The organism is Mycobacterium sp. (assembly GCF_049585075.1).
Classification (GTDB): Bacteria; Actinomycetota; Actinomycetes; order Mycobacteriales; family Mycobacteriaceae; genus Mycobacterium.
Genome location: NZ_JBAUZA010000063.1, coordinates 1 through 17,344, shown reverse-complemented (window position 1 = coordinate 17,344; position 17,344 = coordinate 1). Strand labels below are relative to the sequence as shown.

Genomic DNA, 17,344 nt, shown 5'->3' with positions numbered 1-17,344 from the left:
ACTGCAAGAGATTCAGCAAGGCCCGACCTCCGGCTGTTAACGCCGTTAGCATACCGATGAGCGAGCCAAATGTTTGGTTATCCACCGGAGTTCAGGGGAGCTAACTGTGACCGAGCGAGACAATGACGCCAGTGTCTCCGATATTCCGTGGGCGTCGGTGTTCGACCCGGCCGTGAACATACGGGCGCTAAGTGAGATTCAGGCTCGTGGGTTTCGCGCCGCAACCGAGGTCGTTAATCAGTTCATACGAATGGCCGACACCAATTCCGTTAGCAACCCTACCGATAGCGATCCCGCGCCAGGCGACCAAGCGACGCCACCGCCCAGTGTCGACCGGGTTTTGCAGGTATGGCAGCGGTTGGCCACGCAAGCGGTTGCATCGCTGCGCGATGCGGCGCAACCGCGCAGTGAGGTTGCTGCAGTCGACATTCAACATGCCACGTCGAGCGGAGCTGTTTCGTTGGCGGCGAGCGAGCCCGGCGCGGTGTCGACCGAAGTCTGGCTGCACAACCACGGCGCTGAGGATCTTGGCAAGGTGCGATTGCGCTGTAGCGATTTGTTGGCCCACGACGGCGCCCTGATCGAGTCGGCGATGGTGCGCTTCGAGCCGGACACCGTGCCGATGGTGGCGCGGTGCAGCCGTGGCGTCACGGTGGAGATCGACGTGCCCGACGACATCGCTGCCGGCAACTACCGCGGCACAATGCTTGCCGATGGTTATCCAGACATCTGGTTGCCGGTCGTGTTGAGCGTGCTGCCGCGAAGCTCATGACCAGCACGACTGAGCACGCCGACCTCGTTTCCGCCGTAGAAGACCGGCTGCGGCACGTCGGTAAAGTGGTGCGCCGCTCGATGCTGGACGCGTTGCCCGACGGGGAACCTAGTCAATGGCTTTACGCGCCGATGCGGGAATATCCGTCGCGGCCGGGCAAGGCGTTACGCCCGGCGCTGTGCCTGTCCGCAGGCCGCGCCTTCGGTGCAGACGCGAACGACCTTCTGGGCATCGCGGTGGCAATCGAGTTGATGCACAACGCTTTTCTGGTCCATGACGACATCGCCGACGGCAGCGAGATGCGCCGTGGCCGGCCAACGTTGGCGACGACGTATGGGGCCGCGGCGGCACTCAACGCCGGTGACGGCTTGGCGATCGTGGCCAGCCAGGTGCTGCGCCGGGCTACTCGCCGTCTCGACCGCGATCTGGCTGATCTGGTCTGGGCCGAATTCGACACGATGGCAATGCGCACCCTCGAGGGGCAGGCAACCGAGATCGGTTGGCAGCTTGACGAAGTGGAGAATCTGAACCCAGAGGACTACCTGCACCTCATCATGCATAAAACATGCTGGTACACCACGATTCATCCGTTGCGCGTCGGCGCGATCGTCGGTTCGCGCGGCAAGGTGGAGCTGGGCCCGTTGGTGCGGTTCGGTTTTCACTTCGGCGCTGCCTTTCAGATTCGGGATGACTTGCTCAACCTGGTGGGCGACGAGCGAATGTACGGCAAGGAGATCCTGGGCGATCTTTATGAAGGCAAACGAACGCTGCCGCTCATGCACCTGCTCAGCGTTGCTCAAGGCGCCGACGATGCGCTCGTCCGCGAATACCTCCACCTGAAGCGATCGGAGAGGTCTGCCGAGCTGGTGCAGCGGGTGCGCGCGCTGATGGACGACTACGGCAGCATCGCCTTCACCAGTGAATACGCCGAAGGCATTCTGCTGGTCGCCGAGGAATACTTCGAGCACGCCTTCGCCGACGCTGAGCCCGGCGCCGACCTCGATTTCCTGCGGGCGCTGGTGCCCTACGTGTGGGCGCGCTGGCGCTGACGCTAGCCTGCACCCGTGGCCGAGACCGCGCCGTTGCACGTGCAACTGATCGCTAAATCCGAGTTCTTCGCGCCGCCCGGCGTGCCGTGGAGCACCGACGCCGACGGCGGCCAGGCGCTGGTCGAGTTCGCCGGCCGGGCCTGCTATCAGAGCTGGTCAAAGCCCAATCCGAAGACCGCGACCAACGCCACCTACCTGCGGCACATCATCGACGTCGGGCATTTCTCGGTGCTCGAGCACGCCAGCGTGTCCTTCTACATCACCGGGATATCCCGCTCCTGTACTCATGAGCTGATCCGACACCGGCACTTCTCCTACTCGCAGCTGTCGCAGCGCTACGTGCCGGAAAAAGAATCCCAGGTCGTCGTGCCGCCGGGCATGGAAGACGATGCCGAATTGCAGCAGATCCTCGCCGAGGCCGCCGATGCGAGCCGCGCTACCTACACCGAGCTGCTGAGCAGGCTCGAAGCCAAATTCGCTGATCAACCCAACGCGATGCTGCGCCGCAAACAGGCCCGCCAGGCCGCCCGCGCTGTATTGCCTAATGCCACCGAGACCCGCATCGTGGTCACCGGAAATTACCGAGCGTGGCGGCACTTCATCGCGATGCGGGCCAGCGAGCACGCCGACGTGGAAATCCGACGACTGGCGATCGCCTGCCTGCGTCAGCTTGTCGACGTCGCGCCCGCGGTGTTCAGCGATTTCCAGATCGCCACGCTGGCCGACGGTACCGAGGTGGCGACAAGCCCGCTCGCCACCGAAGCCTGAGCCCGCCGCTACCTAAAAGGGCTGGCGCCGCCAGGTAACCTGGGTCCGTGAGCACCAGCGGATTCGACGCCTTTACACGCTTGGGCACGCTGTTGACCGCCATGGTGACGCCGTTCGGACCCGACGGCTCCCTGGATATCCCGGCCGCCGCCCGGTTGGCGAATCACCTCGTCGACGCGGGCTGCGACGGTCTGGTGATATCGGGCACCACCGGCGAGTCGCCGACCACGACCGACGCCGAGAAGCTCGAGCTGCTGCGGGCGGTGCTGGAGGCGGTGGGCGACCGGGCTCGGGTCATCGCCGGCGCGGGTACCTACGACACCGCGCACAGCATCCAGATGGCCAAGGCGTGCGCCGCCGAGGGCGCGCACGGGCTGCTGGTGGTGACGCCCTACTACTCGAGGCCGCCGCAGGCCGGGCTGATCGCCCACTTCACCGCGATCGCCGACGCGACCCCGCTGCCGGTGTTGCTCTACGACATCCCGCCGCGCTCGGTGGTACCGATCGAGTTGGAGACGTTGCACGCGCTGGCGGCGCACCCGAACATCGTCGGGGTCAAAGACGCCAAAGGTGATCTGCACGCTGGCGCGCAGCTGATGGCGGAGACGGGTCTGGTGTACTACTCCGGCGACGACGCGTTGAATCTGCCGTGGCTGGCGATGGGCGCCTCCGGATTCATCAGCGTGATCTCCCACCTGGCAACAGGTCAGCTCCGAGACTTGTTGTCCGCCTTCGCCTCCGGGGATGTCACCACTGCCCGCAAGATCAACGTCGCGATCAGCCCGCTGTGCGATGCGATGAGCCGACTTGGCGGGGTGACGATGTCCAAGGCCGGATTACGTCTCCAGGGCATTGAGGTGGGCGACCCGCGGCTGCCGCAGGTTGCCGCGACTGCCGAGCAGATCGACGCACTGGCCGCCGACATGCGCGCGGCTTCGGTGCTGCGGTGAGCCCGAGGGCGGCCCACCCGTGGACATAGACCTTCGGCCGCCAGGTCCGCTGAGCACCGGCGGTCTGCGGATCACCGCGCTGGGCGGGATCAGCGAAATCGGCCGCAACATGACGGTTTTCGAGCATCTGGGTCGGTTGTTGATCATCGACTGCGGCGTGATGTTTCCCACCCACGACGAGCCCGGCGTCGATCTGATCCTGCCCGATCTGCGCCATATCGAAGACCGCCTCGACGACGTTGAAGCGCTGGTGCTGACCCACGCGCACGAGGACCACATCGGCGCGATTCCGTTCCTGCTCAAGCTGCGTCCCGACATCCCAGTCGTCGGCTCGAAGTTCACGCTGGCCCTGGTCGCCGCGAAATGCCGTGAACACCGGCTCAAACCGGTGTTCATCGAAGTGGCCGAGGGACAGCGCAGCACCCACGGGGTGTTCGAGTGCGAATACTTCGCCGTCAACCACTCCATTCCTGACGCGCTGGCCATCGCGGTGCGCACCGGTGCGGGAACCGTCCTGCACACCGGTGACATCAAGCTCGACCAGCTGCCGCTGGATGGACGTCCTACCGACCTGCCGGGCATGTCCCGGCTCGGCGAAGACGGCGTGGACCTTTTCTTGTGCGACTCGACCAACGCCGAAATTCCCGGGGTGGGCCCGTCGGAAAGTGAGGTTGGCCCGACGCTGCACCGGCTGATCCGCAGTGCTCACGGGCGCGTCATCGTGGCGTGCTTCGCCTCCAATGTGGATCGCGTGCAACAGATCATCGACGCCGCGGTGGCGTTGGGTCGGCGGGTGTCGTTCGTCGGGCGGTCGATGGTGCGCAACATGGGTATTGCGCGCGAGTTGGGCTTTTTGCGGGTGGCGGATTCCGACCTCATCGACATCGGCGCCGCGGAGATGATGCCGCCCGAGCAGATTGTGCTGATTACCACGGGGACTCAGGGCGAGCCGATGTCAGCGCTGTCGCGGATGTCCCGCGGCGAGCATCGCAGCATCACGCTCACCGCCGAGGACCTCATCATCCTCTCGTCGTCGCTGATCCCGGGCAACGAAGAAGCCGTCTATGGTGTCATCGATGCGCTGGCCAAGCTTGGGGCCCGGATCGTCACCAATCAGCAAGTCCGCGTCCATGTTTCAGGCCACGCCTATGCTGGCGAGCTGTTGTTCTTGTACAACGGGGTGCGGCCCCGCAACGTCATGCCGGTGCACGGTACCTGGCGAATGCTACGGGCGAATGCCAAACTCGCCGCCAGCACCGGAGTGCCAGAAGATTCGATTGTGTTGGCGGAGAACGGGGTCAGCGTCGACCTGGTCGCCGGAGCGGTCAGCATCGCCGGGGCGGTTCCGGTCGGGAAGATGTTCGTCGACGGGCTTATCACCGGCGACGTCGGCGATATCACGTTGGGCGAACGGCTCATCCTGTCATCGGGTTTCGTCGCGGTGACCGTGGTCGTGCACCGCGGGACCGGGCGTCCGGCAGCAGCCCCGCATCTGTATTCGCGCGGTTTCTCCGAAGATCCCAAGGCGTTGGAGCCGGGCGTCCGCAAGGTCGAGGCGGAGCTGGAATCGTTGGTGGCCGACAATGTCACCGACGCGATCCGGATCGCGCAAGCGGTCCGTCGCACGGTCGGTAAGTGGGTGGGGGAGACCTATCGTCGCCAACCGATGATCGTGCCAACCGTCATCGAGATCTGAGGTTTCTCGCGTCGTTGAGATTGCATGCAGGGTCGTGCTTGCGGCGTTTTCACGACCCTGGACGCAATCTCAACGGATAACCGCGGCGTGCGAATGCATCCGACAACCGATGAATGATGAATCGTCGGCTGTGTTCGGCCACCACGTGAATGTCGATCCAGCCTTGGCGTTCGATCAGTTCGGCACGCCCGATGTCGTGCACATACTGCCCGCGGTCGTTGCTGTGATGGTGACCGTCGTAGTCGAGGCCGACCATCGGTTCGTCGTAGCCCATGTCGATGAACGCCTCATTGAGGCCGTCAGACACCCTTATTTGTGTTCTCGGCGCGGGCAGCCCGGCATCAACAAGGACGAGCCGCAACCAGGTTTCCCTTGGTGATTGAGCACCCGGGTCCATCAGGTTGAGCGCGACCGGTGATCGCCGTAGCCCGCGCGCCCTCGGATAGCGCTCGGCCAGCGATAGGACATCGCATGCCATGACGCCGGTTGCGCGGGCCAACGCGTCGAGGTGCCGCACGGCGACATCGCGGGGGAGGTGGCGGGCAAGGTCCAGCGCAGTCCGCGCGGGGCTCGCCACCGGCATGTCGTCGATGGCGACGATCTCGTCTGCGTCGATCCGTTCGTTGCGAACGATGATTCCCGTGGGCGCGCGCGGCCACTACGCCCGATCATCTCGATCGGAGTTGTCGCGTCAACCCACAGGGCGCCGTGTAACGCCGCTGCAGCCCGCCCGGCGATCACGCCGTTGCGACCCGACCACAGCCACGCGCCGACGGTGTTGCGCCGCAGCGACGGAGCCGTCGCCCTTGGAACATAGATGCCCGGGTATATCGAGCTGTAGTTCCAGCGCAATTGCCCCTTGGTGAGGCTGCCGCGGGCCAGCATCTCTGTGCCGACGAATACTTCAGACATGCCGTGATTTTGGTAGCCGTGCGGTGAGATTGCGTGCAGGGCTGTGGATAAGCGGCCGATCACGACCCTAGAAGCAGTCTCAGTAACCGAAGAACAAATCCAGCGGGCTGAGGAACGCGTGGAAGTCGGTTACGAGGGGAAGGTCCCCGAAGGGCGTCACCAAAGTATCTGCCACCGTGTCCGGGCCGCCGACTGTCGTCGGCGCGATGTCGGAGTAGAAGTTCTCAAAGCCGCCGCCGATGTTGAGCACGTCGTACACCGATCCGATGGGCGGTGCGCTGGTGCCTTCTCCGGAGCTGGTGACGAGGATTTCGGAGTTCGCAAACCCAATCGCATTCGTTATGACATTGCTGTCAGCTTGGAACGACCCGGTGGAGGTGTCGAAGAATTCGGTCAGGTGAACGCTGTTGAAAAGGCTACTGGTATCGGGCATTGACCCGTTTACGCCACTGAGCCCAGATACCCCGGTGACCGTTGTTGGTTGCGACGTGTCGTGAGAGAACCCTAAAAACGCGAAGGGGTGGGTGGGATCGAATCCGGCTGTGTCGCCGGCGGAGGCGACTGCCGACGTATCCGTGGGTTCGTAGGAGAAGAACGAATACGTGGAGTCGAAGTACGCGTGGAAGTCGATCATGATGGGAATGTTCCCGAAGGGCGTCACCAACGTATCTGCCAGCGTATCCGGGCCGCCGGGCGTCGTCGGTGCGACGTCGGAGTAGACATTCTCAAATCCGTTACCGATGTTATTGATCTCGTACACCGATCCGACCGGCGGGGCGCTCCCATCTGAACTGGTGACGGCGAGTTCAGCGAAGCCAGGGCTGGACATATGCACGAGAACGTTGTCGTCAGCCTTGAACGACCCGGCCGCGGTGTTGAAGGATACGGTCTGGTGAACGCTCTGATAAAGAGGCGGGATCGCGGCGATGTCACTGACCGTTATGGGTTGCGTTGCATCCTGCTCAAACCCGAAGAACTCCCCGAAGAATTGGTTGAAAAACGCGGAGGCTTTGGTGATGTCGTCGACGGAGCCGACGGACGATGGATCCGCCGTCTGGGTCAATGGATCCGTTGTGCCGTAGAGGAAGAACGAATCCGTGGGATCCAAGAACGCGTGCAAGTTTGTCGTGAGGGGAATGTCCCCGAAGGGTGTCACCAAGTTATCGGAGAGCGTGTCGGCGCCGCCGGGCGCGGTCGGCGCGATATCGGAGTAGAGGTTCTCAAAGCCGCCACCGATATTGATCACGTCGTACACCGATCCGACCGGCGGTGCGCTAGTGCCTCCCTCGGAGTTGGTGACGAGCAGTTCGTCGCTGGCAGGGCCGAACGGATCCGTTATCGCCTCGTTGTCCACCTGGAACGACCCGGCCGAAAGCGTGGCCGTGGATTCGGTGCCGAAGAATTCGGTCTGGTGAATGCTCTGAAAGAAGGGCGGTTCCCCGGATACCGAATAGACCGTTGCCGGCGACGTTGCGTCGCGCTGGAACCCGAAAAACTGCTGCAATAGTGGGTCGAAAACCGAAGAGTCGGAAGCGTCGTCGGCGAAAGCTAACCTGTTGAAGGCCGTCGGAAACAGCGCGGCGGCCAGTAGACCACCGGCAACTAGCGTGAGCTTGATACGACCAAAACCCATGACAGCACCTGGCTCTAAAGGATAAGCAGGTAATCGTCAGGGCGTAGTGACTTCGCCGAGGACGTCACCTCCTGCCGAAGCGATCGGCGGCACGTTACGCCCGAGCACGCTGAGCGGGTGGCGGTGATCAACCAGGCCGTAGATGTCGATATGGGCGTCGTAGCCCAGAAGACGAAGAAACTCATCGGAAAGCGTTGCGGCGAGCTCGTTTGGGATTGCGAGATATTGGTTCTCTTGCTGGCGAAGCCAAGAGCAGTTGTAGTTCACGTTCAGGCCGAGTCGCGGTCGTTGCGCGTGGTTGGCGCCGCCGCCGTGGAAGAGCCCGCCATTCCAGACGAGAACCGACCCCGGTTCCATCTCCGCGGTCACGATCGATGGACTCTCGCCCAACTCGGTCGCGTCCTGGCTGCTTGGCACGAGGCGGGTCGCGCCGTTCTCGGCCGTGAACTCGGTCAGGGCCCACATGGTGTTGACGATCAGCGGCGGATGGGGACGAGCGATCGGAAACACCACGTCATCCTGATGAAGAAACTGAGCCGTCTCGCCAGGGTGGATCTCGATCGCGTTGACAATCGAAACTTGCGGCGTATTCAGCGTGCCCCGCAGGAGCTCTAGGACCGCTGGGTGGGCGACCAGAGAGTCGACGGCGCGGGTCTTGGCGAGGATATTGTGGACGCGCCGGGTCCGGTTACCGAAAAACTCTCCCTTTCCCCAGGTTTGGTGATCCAGGAGCGGACGAAGCGCGTTGCGCACTTCCTCGAGAACCGGGCGCGGAAGGACACCGCGAAGGATGACGTAGCCCTCGCTGCGGAGCTCGTCCAGCGCTGCCCCGTTCGACATGTTTACCCAACTCGAGCGTAACCGGCGGAGGCTGGCACGGGATAACGCCTGCCGGTGATTCCGCGCGCGGTGCGCAGCGCGACGGCCATGATCGTGTTGGTGGGATTCGAGCCGCCGGAAGTCGCGAACACGCTGCCGTCGGCGCAGAACACGTTGTCCATCTGGTGCATTCGTCCATTCCCGTCGACGACACTGGTCACCGGGTTCACGCCCATCTGCATTCCGCCCATGGTGTGCAGGCCGCCCGGTGGTGCGATGCCACTCAGTGACGTTGCTGTGCTCTGGGGTATGGCCGCGTACAGCTGGGCGCCGGATGCCCCGCACATCGCGGAGACCAGCGGCACGAAGAAGTCTTGGGAGGCCTGCTCGAACTTTCCGATCTGGTAGGTGATCCGGGGTGCGGGCTGGCCGTTGAGGTCTTTGATCGTCGGGTCGAGCGTGACGTTGTTGGTCAGGTAGGGCATGTCGGTGCCGAAACAATCCACGCCGGCGAGCCGGTCGCGCAGCAGCGAGGCGCGCATCAGCTCCTTGAACGTTCGGCCGAAAAACTGCACACCTGGCAGGAACCCCAGGATCTGCTGGTAGAACTTGCCCTCGGAGATCGGGTTCTGGCTCCCGCCGAGCTCGCACAGGCCGGCACGGATGTAGGGCAGGCCGCACAGCCGGGCAAAGGCTCGAGCGCCGGGGAAGTTGGGATCGTTGAAATCGAATACGACCTGCGTGTTCGAGCGACCCTTGTACGCGTGCACGCGCTGGTTGAGAAAGATCGCGAAGCCGTCGTAGAAGTTTTGAAACATAATCCGTTTGCCGATGCGCCCGTAGGGATCTGGCAAGTTGGAAAGCAACGCCAAACGCGGCGTCAAGATCGCCGAGCATGCCAGCACGACCAGGTCGGCGCTTTCCCCACCGGGGTTGCCCGCTGCGTCGACATAGGTGACGCCGGAGGCCTGGCGGCCGGTGAAGTTGATCTGGGTGACGGTTGTCTGCGGCCGCAACTGAGTCCGCCCGGTCTGCAGCGCCAGCCGCAGCGGGATCAGGTTGACCGGCTTGGCGGAGACTGGGCACCCGTATCCGGAGCAGAACCCGCAGTTGTTGCACGCAGGAGAGCCGTTGTAGGGCACCGAGTTGGCTGCCATCGGGAACGGAAAGGGATGCAGCCCCAGGCGTTTCGCCCCCGCGGCAAGGAGCATCGACGAGCGCATCTGCGCTCCCGGCGGCATCGGGAAGGGCTTGGTTTGCGGCTGGCGCTGCTGTACGAATGCGGGAATCGACGCGAGATCGCCTTGGACACCGATCAGCGTCTCGATCTCGTCATAGTACGGTGCGAGTTCGCTGTACTCGAACGGCCAATCTGCCATGTCCGCGCCGGGCACCGGGCCGAGCAGTGACAGTCCCTTGAAGTCGATGTCCCACATCCGGGTGACCTTCACGTCCGAGTGCGGGAACGCGCCGCCGACCTGGTTTGGCAGGTCGTTGACGTCGCCGACAAAGGTGTTGGCCGCATTTTGGCTGGCGGTTTGGCGAAATGTGCGCGGGTAGGCCAGCGGGTCCGGCTGCTCAAAGTAGCGGTACTGCGACTTGAGCTCGTCGTTGGAGAACACCGTCGGAAACGGCCCTTGCCCTTCGATATTGCTGTAGTAGTTCGGGCCCATCTCGAAGATCACGACGTTCCAGCCGGCCGCGGCGAGTTCCCACGCCATCACTGATCCACCGGCTCCCGAGCCGACGATGATTGCCTTACCGGGCATTTACGCCGCCTTTTCCACCCATCTTGGCGACGGCCTGGTTCCATCCTCCGCGCATCAGCAAACCGACAACCCCGGCCGCGGCCACGACGTCTCCCTGGGCCGCCTCGACCTCGGCGTCGGTGTAGCCGCGCGGCTGGATGTCTCCCGGCCACTGAATGTCTTGCCAACCAACAAGGTTCGCGTTGCCGCCGTACTCCGGGACGGAGTACATCCCCTCGATGGCGTGACCGAACAACAATTGGGTGAACGACACGGCCTGACCAGTTGTCAGGATGCTGTCCTGTTGTGCCTTTGACGCGGTGCTGAAATCGCCGCCGGCCAGCTGGTCCAGTAGCGCGATGCCGGTGGTGTATTGGTTGCGTAGGTTGGTAATCCGCTGTTGCCAGGCGAAGTTCTGCGCCCGGTCGAGTGGGACGAAGTTGGCCATGAAGTCCTGGGAGCCGCCGGCGCGGTCACTCCACGGCCCGCCCGCGTGCAGCATTGGTGGCGAGAATGAGAACGCCCCCAGCATGGTGTCCAGGTAGCGAACGACGTTTGCTTCGTGTGCCCCCGGAGTGGTTTCAAGCGGATCGTCCGTCGGTCCGGGAATCAGGCGGCGCGTTGCCGCGTCGAGCACCGCGGCCTGGTGCGCAGACAGGTATACGTACGGCGTATCGGCGGAAGCGGCCGGGAGGACGCCGGCTAGGACGGCGGCCACCGGTATTAGGGTCAGCCCGCCGAGCACTGCGCGCCGGGACACCGGCGCCGACGAGCCGAGTTCTTCGGCGGCCTCGTCGCTGGCCACGGGCAGAGTATGACCTGAAGAGCGGACCGCGCCGGGGAACGACGCGTTCGGCGTGTCGGAGCGGGCTATCCGGTCTCGTGGTAGTGGTCCGCGGCGTCGCATCGAATATTTTCCGGCGGAGCGTAAATCGCCTCAACGATGTGGTCGAACAGCAGACTGATGAATGGCGCGACTTGAGCGTGGGAAACGATCAGGTCTTGTCGCAGTCGCGGCACTGCGGCGAAGTCACCGGCGGCCAGCTCGTCGAGCAACGCGATGCCATTGGTGTACTGGTCGCGAAGGTCGGCAACCCGCACCCGGCGCGCGACGGTCTGGGCGTCGAACCGCGACAGCAAACCGTCGACATAGGTGACTAGCTGCGTCCCCGGAAGCAAGTGGTCGGTGAGGGCGTCGAGCACCGCAGCTTGGTGCGGTGACAGGAAACGGTAAGCCGCGGCAATCTGGCACCGGGATACCGGTGCCGAGGAGCTGACTGAACGGGCAGCCTCGTTGCTGGCCACGAGCTGAGTATGCCGCCGTTATGGGGCTGACCTGGGGATGCGCGGCACGCGGCGTGTCGGCATTGCGCCGCTTCGGGTTCGCGGCCGTTCGGCTACTTGTTCAAGAAGCCGGCATCGACTGGCAACGTCACACCGGTGATGTAGCGGGCCTGGTCAGACACCAGCCAAGCCACCGCGTTGGCGATGTCTTCGGGTGTAAGGACCTCCACCGGCATGGCATTGCCCATGGCTCCCGGCGTGTTCGTCGCAGCAGCCATCTTCGCCAGCCACTCCCGAGTGAACTCATTGTTGATCATCGGGGTTTCGACACCGGACGGATGGATCGAGTTGACTCGAATACTTTGGCTTGCAAGCAGATTCGCGTATACCCGCATCAACCCGACCACGCCATGCTTGGCGGCCGCGTAGCCGACCGAACCGGCGTCCGGGCTGCCGACGCCGGCCAGACCGGCCGCCGAGCTGATCAGCACGATCGATCCGCCGGCATCCTGCTTGACCATCGTCGGTATCGCGACCTTGATGGTGTTGTAGACGCCGGTGAGGTTGACGGCAATCACGTCGTGCCAGCCGTCGTCACCGGACTGCATCGGAGCGATCCCGGCGTTGGCGACGACTATGTCGAGGCGGCCGAACTCGTCCAGGCCTGCTTGAAGGGCGGATGACAGCGATGTCCGGTCGCGGACGTCGCCCTGTTTGGCCACGATGCGCGAGCCCGTGTCCTCGACGAGCTTGACTGTGGCGGTCAGATCATCGGGGGTGGCCAGTGGATACCGGACGCTGGCGATCTGGTCGCACAGATCGACGGCGATGATGCTCGCGCCGTCGGCGGCCAGCCGCACGGCATGCGCGCGTCCCTGGCCGCGCGCCGCGCCGGTAATGAAGGCAACCTTCCCTTCGAGCGGTCGCACCATTAGGGGCGCAACTGACCCTTGCCGGGATCGCCTGCCGGGACGGGTTGCAGCATTTTGATATCCGGGGCTCCAGCCAGGTGTTCGCCGGCCGCGCTGAACATTTTGCCGATTGCCGGCGCGGTGCTGTGGGTCTTGAGCGCCTCGTCGTCGGCCCACTGCTCGACGAAGACGAAGGTGTCGCCGGATTCGTGCAGGGAGTACAGCTGACAACCGGGCTCGTCGTGCACGTCTTTTACCGCGCTGGTGAGGATCTCGCGGACCGCGTCGACGGATTCGGGTTTGACGGTCATGGTGGCGACAACGACGACGGGCATGCGGGCCTCCTGGGAGCTGTGGGGTGACGGCTGTCACCCTATACAGCTGGTTTCGTGACCAAGCCGCGACATCGCTTTAAACCAGTGTGGCGGATGGTGCAGATGATGCAATTGCGATTAGGCTTGCGGGCATGGCTAGCAAGACTGTCGCTCGATCCGGCGCCCGAACGACCAGGTCAAAGGCCGCTTCGCGAGGCGGCTCGCGGTCGGCGCAGGCCCGGCGCAAGCCGGTCAAAGCCCCGCGCAGGCCAGCCCGGCGCCGCAACCACTCGTTGGTGACCAGCGCAGGGCTAACCTGCGGGCGGGCCGTGCGTGCGACGTGGCTGATGGTGGCCAAGGGGACCGGAACCACCGCGCGGTCGGTCGGTCGGGCCCGCGACATCGACCCCGGGCATCGCCGTGACGGGATTGCCCTGGCCCTGCTGGGGCTAGCGGTCGTCGTCGCTGCCAGCTCCTGGTTCGACGCCGCCCGTCCCGTCGGCGCATGGGTCGACTCGGTGCTGCGGATCTTCATCGGTTCGGCGGTCGTCGTGCTGCCGGTGGTCACCGCCGCGATAGCGGTGCTGCTGATGCGGACCGAGCCCAACCCGGACGCGCGGCCGCGACTGGTTCTGGGCGCGATGATGGTGGCGCTGCCCGTGCTGGGGCTTTGGCATCTGTGGGCGGGCTCCCCAGACAGCCCGGTCGGGCGTGCCCACGCGGCAGGATTTGTCGGCTTCGCGATCGGGGGACCGCTCTCGGAGGGGTTGACCCCATGGATCTGCGCGCCGCTGCTGTTCATCGGCGCCTTGTTCGGCGTGCTGCTGTTGACTGGCACCACGATCCGCGAGGTGCCCGAGACGCTGCGGTCCATGTTCGGCACCCGGATGTTCGATTACCTCGGGCCTGAGGGCGAGGAGTACGACGATAAAATCGTGGAAAATGGTGTGGCCGAAGACTTTTCCGAAGGATACTACGACGACCCGTCGTCTTATGGCGACGACGAAGCACAAGCGTGGCCCTCCAGCAGCGCTCCTATCGCTGCGGATGACACCCCGACAGTGCCCGAGCCTGCATTGTCGCGCCGCCGCCGTCGTGGCGGCAAAACCACTGGCAGGCAAGATACTTTGGTGCTCGACCGGGTTGTCGAGGGGCCCTACACTCTGCCGTCGTTGAGCCTGCTGGTGGCCGGTGACCCACCCAAGAGACGCACCGCCGCCAACGACCAGATGTCCGACGCGATCACCTCGGTGTTGGAGCAGTTCAAGGTCGACGCCGCAGTCACCGGCTGCACCCGCGGCCCGACGGTCACCCGCTACGAGGTGGAACTAGGGCCGGGTGTGAAAGTGGAGAAAATCACTGCGCTGCAACGCAATATCGCCTACGCGGTGGCCACCGAGAGCGTGCGGATGCTGGCCCCGATCCCCGGCAAGTCCGCCGTCGGCATCGAGGTCCCCAACACCGACCGGGAAATGGTGCGGCTGGCCGACGTGCTCACCGCGCCGTCGACCCGCCGCGACCACCACCCACTGGTGATCGGGCTGGGCAAAGACATCGAAGGTGACTTCATCTCCGCCAACCTGGCCAAGATGCCGCACCTGCTGGTCGCGGGCTCCACCGGATCCGGCAAGTCCAGCTTCGTCAACTCGATGCTGGTGTCGCTGCTGGCCCGGGCCACGCCCGAAGAGGTCAGGATGATCCTGATCGACCCGAAGATGGTGGAACTGACGCCGTATGAAGGCATTCCGCATCTGATCACGCCGATCATCACCCAGCCGAAGAAGGCGGCTGCCGCGCTGGCCTGGCTGGTGGAGGAGATGGAGCAGCGCTACCAGGACATGCAGGCGTCGCGGGTGCGGCACATCGACGACTTCAACGCCAAGGTGCGCTCCGGCGAGATCACCACGCCGTTGGGCAGCCAGCGCGAATATCGGCCCTACCCATATGTGGTGGCGATCGTCGACGAGCTGGCCGACCTGATGATGACCTCCCCGCGGGACGTCGAGGACGCGATCGTGCGGATCACCCAGAAGGCTCGTGCCGCAGGCATCCACCTGGTGCTGGCCACCCAGCGTCCGTCGGTTGACGTGGTCACCGGGTTGATCAAGACCAATGTGCCCGCCCGGCTGTCGTTTGCGACGTCGTCGCTCACCGACAGCAGGGTGATCCTGGACCAGGCCGGGGCGGAGAAGCTGATCGGCATGGGCGACGGGCTGTTCTTGCCGATGGGTGCGAGCAAGCCGATTCGCCTACAGGGCGCGTTCATCACCGACGAGGAGATCCACGCCGTCGTCAGCGCCTGCAAAGAACAGGCCGAACCGCAATACACCGACGGCGTCACCACCGCCAAGCCCACCGCGGAACGCACCGACGTCGACCCCGACATCGGCGACGACATGGACGTTTTCCTGCAAGCCGTCGAGTTGGTGGTGTCCAGCCAGTTCGGCTCCACGTCGATGCTGCAGCGCAAGCTGCGGGTGGGGTTCGCCAAAGCCGGCCGGTTGATGGACCTGATGGAGACCCGCGGGATCGTCGGCCCCAGCGAAGGGTCGAAAGCCCGCGACGTGCTGGTCAAGCCCGACGAGCTGGCCGCCACCCTGATGTCCATCCGCGGTGTGGATGGCGGTTCAGACGACGGTGAAGACGGCTAGTCGAGCCGTGACGCCTGGTAGTAGGCGATGTTCCAGCCCTCGTCGTTGCGTTTGACCAGCACACCGAGGAACACGCTGATGATGCGTGCGTCGGGAAATGTGAAGTCGGCGTGGACGTAGCCCAGCACCTGGTCTGCGGCCAGTCGGCGGGTCGCAAGGATCTGGTATTCGACGGTCATGCCGACCGGTTGGCTCGCGTAGTAGTCGATGACTCCTTGGCGGCCAACGCTATACGGGCGCAAACCCTGGAAGATGGCCTCCTGCGTGAACACCTCGGCGACCCGTTCCGGCTGATGCGCGTCGATGCCGGCCTTCCACCGCTCCAGGGCATCGCGCAGAGCGTCAGCGTCCGGCACTTTGTTCACCGTCAACGTGCAGGATCTCGCCGGTGACAAAGGACGCATTCTCCAAAATCAGCACGGAGGCGCCGGTGATCACCGCAACACGCTGAGCGCTCATCCTTCCGATCCTTTCTGGGAGTCCATCGTTGTCAGAGCACCAGCAGCATCCGGGAGTTGCCGAGAATGTTGGGCTTGACGTAGCTGAGATCCAGGAACTCGGCGACACCGATGTCGTAGGAGCGACACATCTCCTCGAACACCTCGGCGGTCACCGGCGTCCCCTCGATTTCGGTGAACCCGTGCTTACCGAAGAACTCGGTTTCGAAGGTCAACACGAATAACCGCTGCAGCTGCAGTTCCCTGGCGACATCGAGGAGCTTGTCGACGATGGCATGGCCGATGCCCTGCCCGGTCACCTCAGGTGCGACCGCCACGGTGCGCACCTCGCCCAGGTCGGACCACAACACGTGCAACGCGCCGCAGCCGACCACCTCCTTTCCTTCCAAGCCCTCCTGTTCAGCTACCCAAAACTCCTGGACCGCTTCATACAGCGTCACCAGGTTCTTTTCCAGCAGGATCTTGCCCGCATAGGTGTCGACGAGCCGCTTGATCGCCGGTACGTCGGAGGTTCGCGCGCGCCTAATCACCGGCCGGATGGCCGCCGGATCGGCTGCTGCGCCCACGGGTGCACAGTATCGGTTTCGGCTTCTCGGCTGGGCAACCGATATTCTGATGCCGTGTCGGGGCAGCCTCAAACAGGTCCGGTAGTCCCGCGCGTTCGCGTCACCAACCTCGCCAACATGCTGACGCTGCTACGGCTGGTGCTGGTCCCGGTATTCCTGCTGGTGCTGTTCGCCGGGAATGGTCATGAAACCGTCAGCCGCATAGCCGCTTTCGTTGTTTTCGCCATCGCCGTCATCACCGATCGCTTCGACGGCGCGCTGGCGCGCAACTACGGCATGGTCACCGAGTTCGGCACCATGGCCGATCCGATCGCGGACAAAACGCTGATCGGCGCGGCGTTGATCGGCCTGTCGATGCTCGGCGATCTGCCGTGGTGGGTGACGGTGGTGATCCTGGCGCGCGAGGTCGGGATCACCGTGCTGCGGTTTGTCGTGCTGCGCCGCGGCGTCATCCCGGCCAGTCGCGGCGGCAAACTCAAAACCCTGGTGCAGGCCGTCGCGATCGGATTGTTCATCCTGCCGCTGTCGGGATCATGGGTGGTGGTCGCGTCGGTAGTGATGGGGGCCGCGATCCTGCTGACCGTGGTCACCGGCGTGGATTACGTCTTGTCGGCCGCAAGGGATGTCCGTGAACGACCCGCTACTGACTGACGATGCCCGCGGATTGGTGGCGGATCTGACAGTCCGCAACCAAAGCGTCGCCACCGCCGAGTCGCTGACGGCCGGGCTGCTCGCCGCCACCATCGCGGGAGTGGCCGGCGCCAGCGAAGTGCTGCGCGGCGGCCTGATCACCTACACCGAACGCACCAAGGT

Annotated in this window: 17 protein-coding genes and 1 pseudogene; 8 read left to right on the top strand and 10 right to left on the bottom strand. The window is 64.3% G+C overall.

What is annotated here, in order from left to right; genetic code table 11:
• Positions 1 to 106: 106 nt before the first annotated feature.
• The 5 genes from WB785_RS02890 to WB785_RS02870 are packed head-to-tail and all read left to right on the top strand — an operon-like array spanning position 107 to position 5,235.
• Complete coding sequence (locus WB785_RS02890; protein ID WP_424077191.1) at positions 107 to 772, top strand: hypothetical protein; 666 nt, start codon at positions 107 to 109, stop codon at positions 770 to 772.
• A complete protein-coding gene (locus WB785_RS02885) occupies positions 769 to 1,821 on the top strand; it encodes a polyprenyl synthetase family protein (protein WP_424077190.1) in 1,053 nt (350 codons plus the stop codon). Before WB785_RS02890 ends, WB785_RS02885 begins: the two co-directional genes overlap by 4 nt.
• 15 nt (positions 1,822 to 1,836) lie before the next feature.
• Complete coding sequence (gene thyX / locus WB785_RS02880) at positions 1,837 to 2,589, top strand: FAD-dependent thymidylate synthase (protein WP_424077189.1); 753 nt, start codon at positions 1,837 to 1,839, stop codon at positions 2,587 to 2,589.
• 47 nt (positions 2,590 to 2,636) lie between these two features.
• On the top strand, positions 2,637 to 3,539 hold the full coding sequence (gene dapA / locus WB785_RS02875; protein ID WP_424077188.1) for a 4-hydroxy-tetrahydrodipicolinate synthase: 903 nt from the start codon (positions 2,637 to 2,639) through the stop codon (positions 3,537 to 3,539).
• 19 nt (positions 3,540 to 3,558) lie between these two features.
• Positions 3,559 to 5,235, top strand: coding sequence for a ribonuclease J (locus tag WB785_RS02870; protein ID WP_424077187.1), 1,677 nt, complete (start codon positions 3,559 to 3,561; stop codon positions 5,233 to 5,235).
• A gap of 49 nt (positions 5,236 to 5,284) precedes the next feature.
• Here WB785_RS02870 and WB785_RS02865 read toward each other — a convergent pair.
• The 8 genes and pseudogenes from WB785_RS02865 to WB785_RS02830 all read right to left on the bottom strand — a co-directional run bounded on the left by WB785_RS02865 (position 5,285) and on the right by WB785_RS02830 (position 12,877).
• Positions 5,285 to 6,147, bottom strand: a pseudogene (locus WB785_RS02865) (hypothetical protein).
• 79 nt (positions 6,148 to 6,226) lie between these two features.
• Entirely contained in the window at positions 6,227 to 7,780 is a 1,554-nt protein-coding gene (locus tag WB785_RS02860; RefSeq protein ID WP_424077186.1) for a hypothetical protein, read from the bottom strand.
• A 36-nt stretch (positions 7,781 to 7,816) separates the two neighbouring features.
• The gene (locus tag WB785_RS02855) at positions 7,817 to 8,620 is read right to left on the bottom strand and encodes a phytanoyl-CoA dioxygenase family protein (protein WP_424077185.1); all 804 of its coding nucleotides are present in this window, start codon (positions 8,618 to 8,620) and stop codon (positions 7,817 to 7,819) included.
• A gap of 2 nt (positions 8,621 to 8,622) precedes the next feature.
• Entirely contained in the window at positions 8,623 to 10,368 is a 1,746-nt protein-coding gene (locus tag WB785_RS02850) for a GMC oxidoreductase (protein WP_424077184.1), read from the bottom strand.
• The gene (locus WB785_RS02845; protein ID WP_424077183.1) at positions 10,358 to 11,152 is read right to left on the bottom strand and encodes a gluconate 2-dehydrogenase subunit 3 family protein; all 795 of its coding nucleotides are present in this window, start codon (positions 11,150 to 11,152) and stop codon (positions 10,358 to 10,360) included. Before WB785_RS02845 ends, WB785_RS02850 begins: the two co-directional genes overlap by 11 nt.
• A gap of 65 nt (positions 11,153 to 11,217) precedes the next feature.
• Complete coding sequence (locus tag WB785_RS02840; protein ID WP_424077182.1) at positions 11,218 to 11,652, bottom strand: hypothetical protein; 435 nt, start codon at positions 11,650 to 11,652, stop codon at positions 11,218 to 11,220.
• A 92-nt stretch (positions 11,653 to 11,744) separates the two neighbouring features.
• Positions 11,745 to 12,563 (bottom strand): mycofactocin-coupled SDR family oxidoreductase, encoded by an 819-nt coding sequence (locus tag WB785_RS02835; RefSeq protein WP_424077181.1) that lies wholly within the window; start codon positions 12,561 to 12,563, stop codon positions 11,745 to 11,747.
• The gene (locus WB785_RS02830; RefSeq protein WP_424077180.1) at positions 12,563 to 12,877 is read right to left on the bottom strand and encodes a putative quinol monooxygenase; all 315 of its coding nucleotides are present in this window, start codon (positions 12,875 to 12,877) and stop codon (positions 12,563 to 12,565) included. The genes WB785_RS02835 and WB785_RS02830 overlap by 1 nt, the downstream gene beginning before the upstream one ends.
• Before the next feature lie 131 nt (positions 12,878 to 13,008).
• Here WB785_RS02830 and WB785_RS02825 point away from each other — a divergent pair, with 131 nt between their 5' ends.
• On the top strand, positions 13,009 to 15,507 hold the full coding sequence (locus tag WB785_RS02825; RefSeq protein WP_424077179.1) for a DNA translocase FtsK 4TM domain-containing protein: 2,499 nt from the start codon (positions 13,009 to 13,011) through the stop codon (positions 15,505 to 15,507).
• On the opposite strand, the gene WB785_RS02820 is transcribed toward WB785_RS02825, so the two are convergent.
• Positions 15,504 to 15,863: a hypothetical protein gene (locus tag WB785_RS02820; RefSeq protein WP_424077178.1), complete on the bottom strand. Its 360-nt coding sequence runs from the start codon at positions 15,861 to 15,863 to the stop codon at positions 15,504 to 15,506. The genes WB785_RS02825 and WB785_RS02820 overlap by 4 nt on opposite strands.
• Positions 15,864 to 15,997: 134 nt before the next feature.
• Positions 15,998 to 16,531 (bottom strand): amino-acid N-acetyltransferase, encoded by a 534-nt coding sequence (locus tag WB785_RS02815; RefSeq protein WP_424077177.1) that lies wholly within the window; start codon positions 16,529 to 16,531, stop codon positions 15,998 to 16,000.
• Between the two features lie 54 nt (positions 16,532 to 16,585).
• Between WB785_RS02815 and pgsA the strand changes: the two genes are divergently transcribed.
• Positions 16,586 to 17,182, top strand: coding sequence for a CDP-diacylglycerol--glycerol-3-phosphate 3-phosphatidyltransferase (gene pgsA, locus WB785_RS02810; protein ID WP_424077176.1), 597 nt, complete (start codon positions 16,586 to 16,588; stop codon positions 17,180 to 17,182).
• Positions 17,160 to 17,344 (top strand): CinA family protein (locus tag WB785_RS02805; protein ID WP_424077175.1); only part of this gene is annotated, 185 nt, incomplete at its 3' end. The genes pgsA and WB785_RS02805, both read left to right, overlap by 23 nt.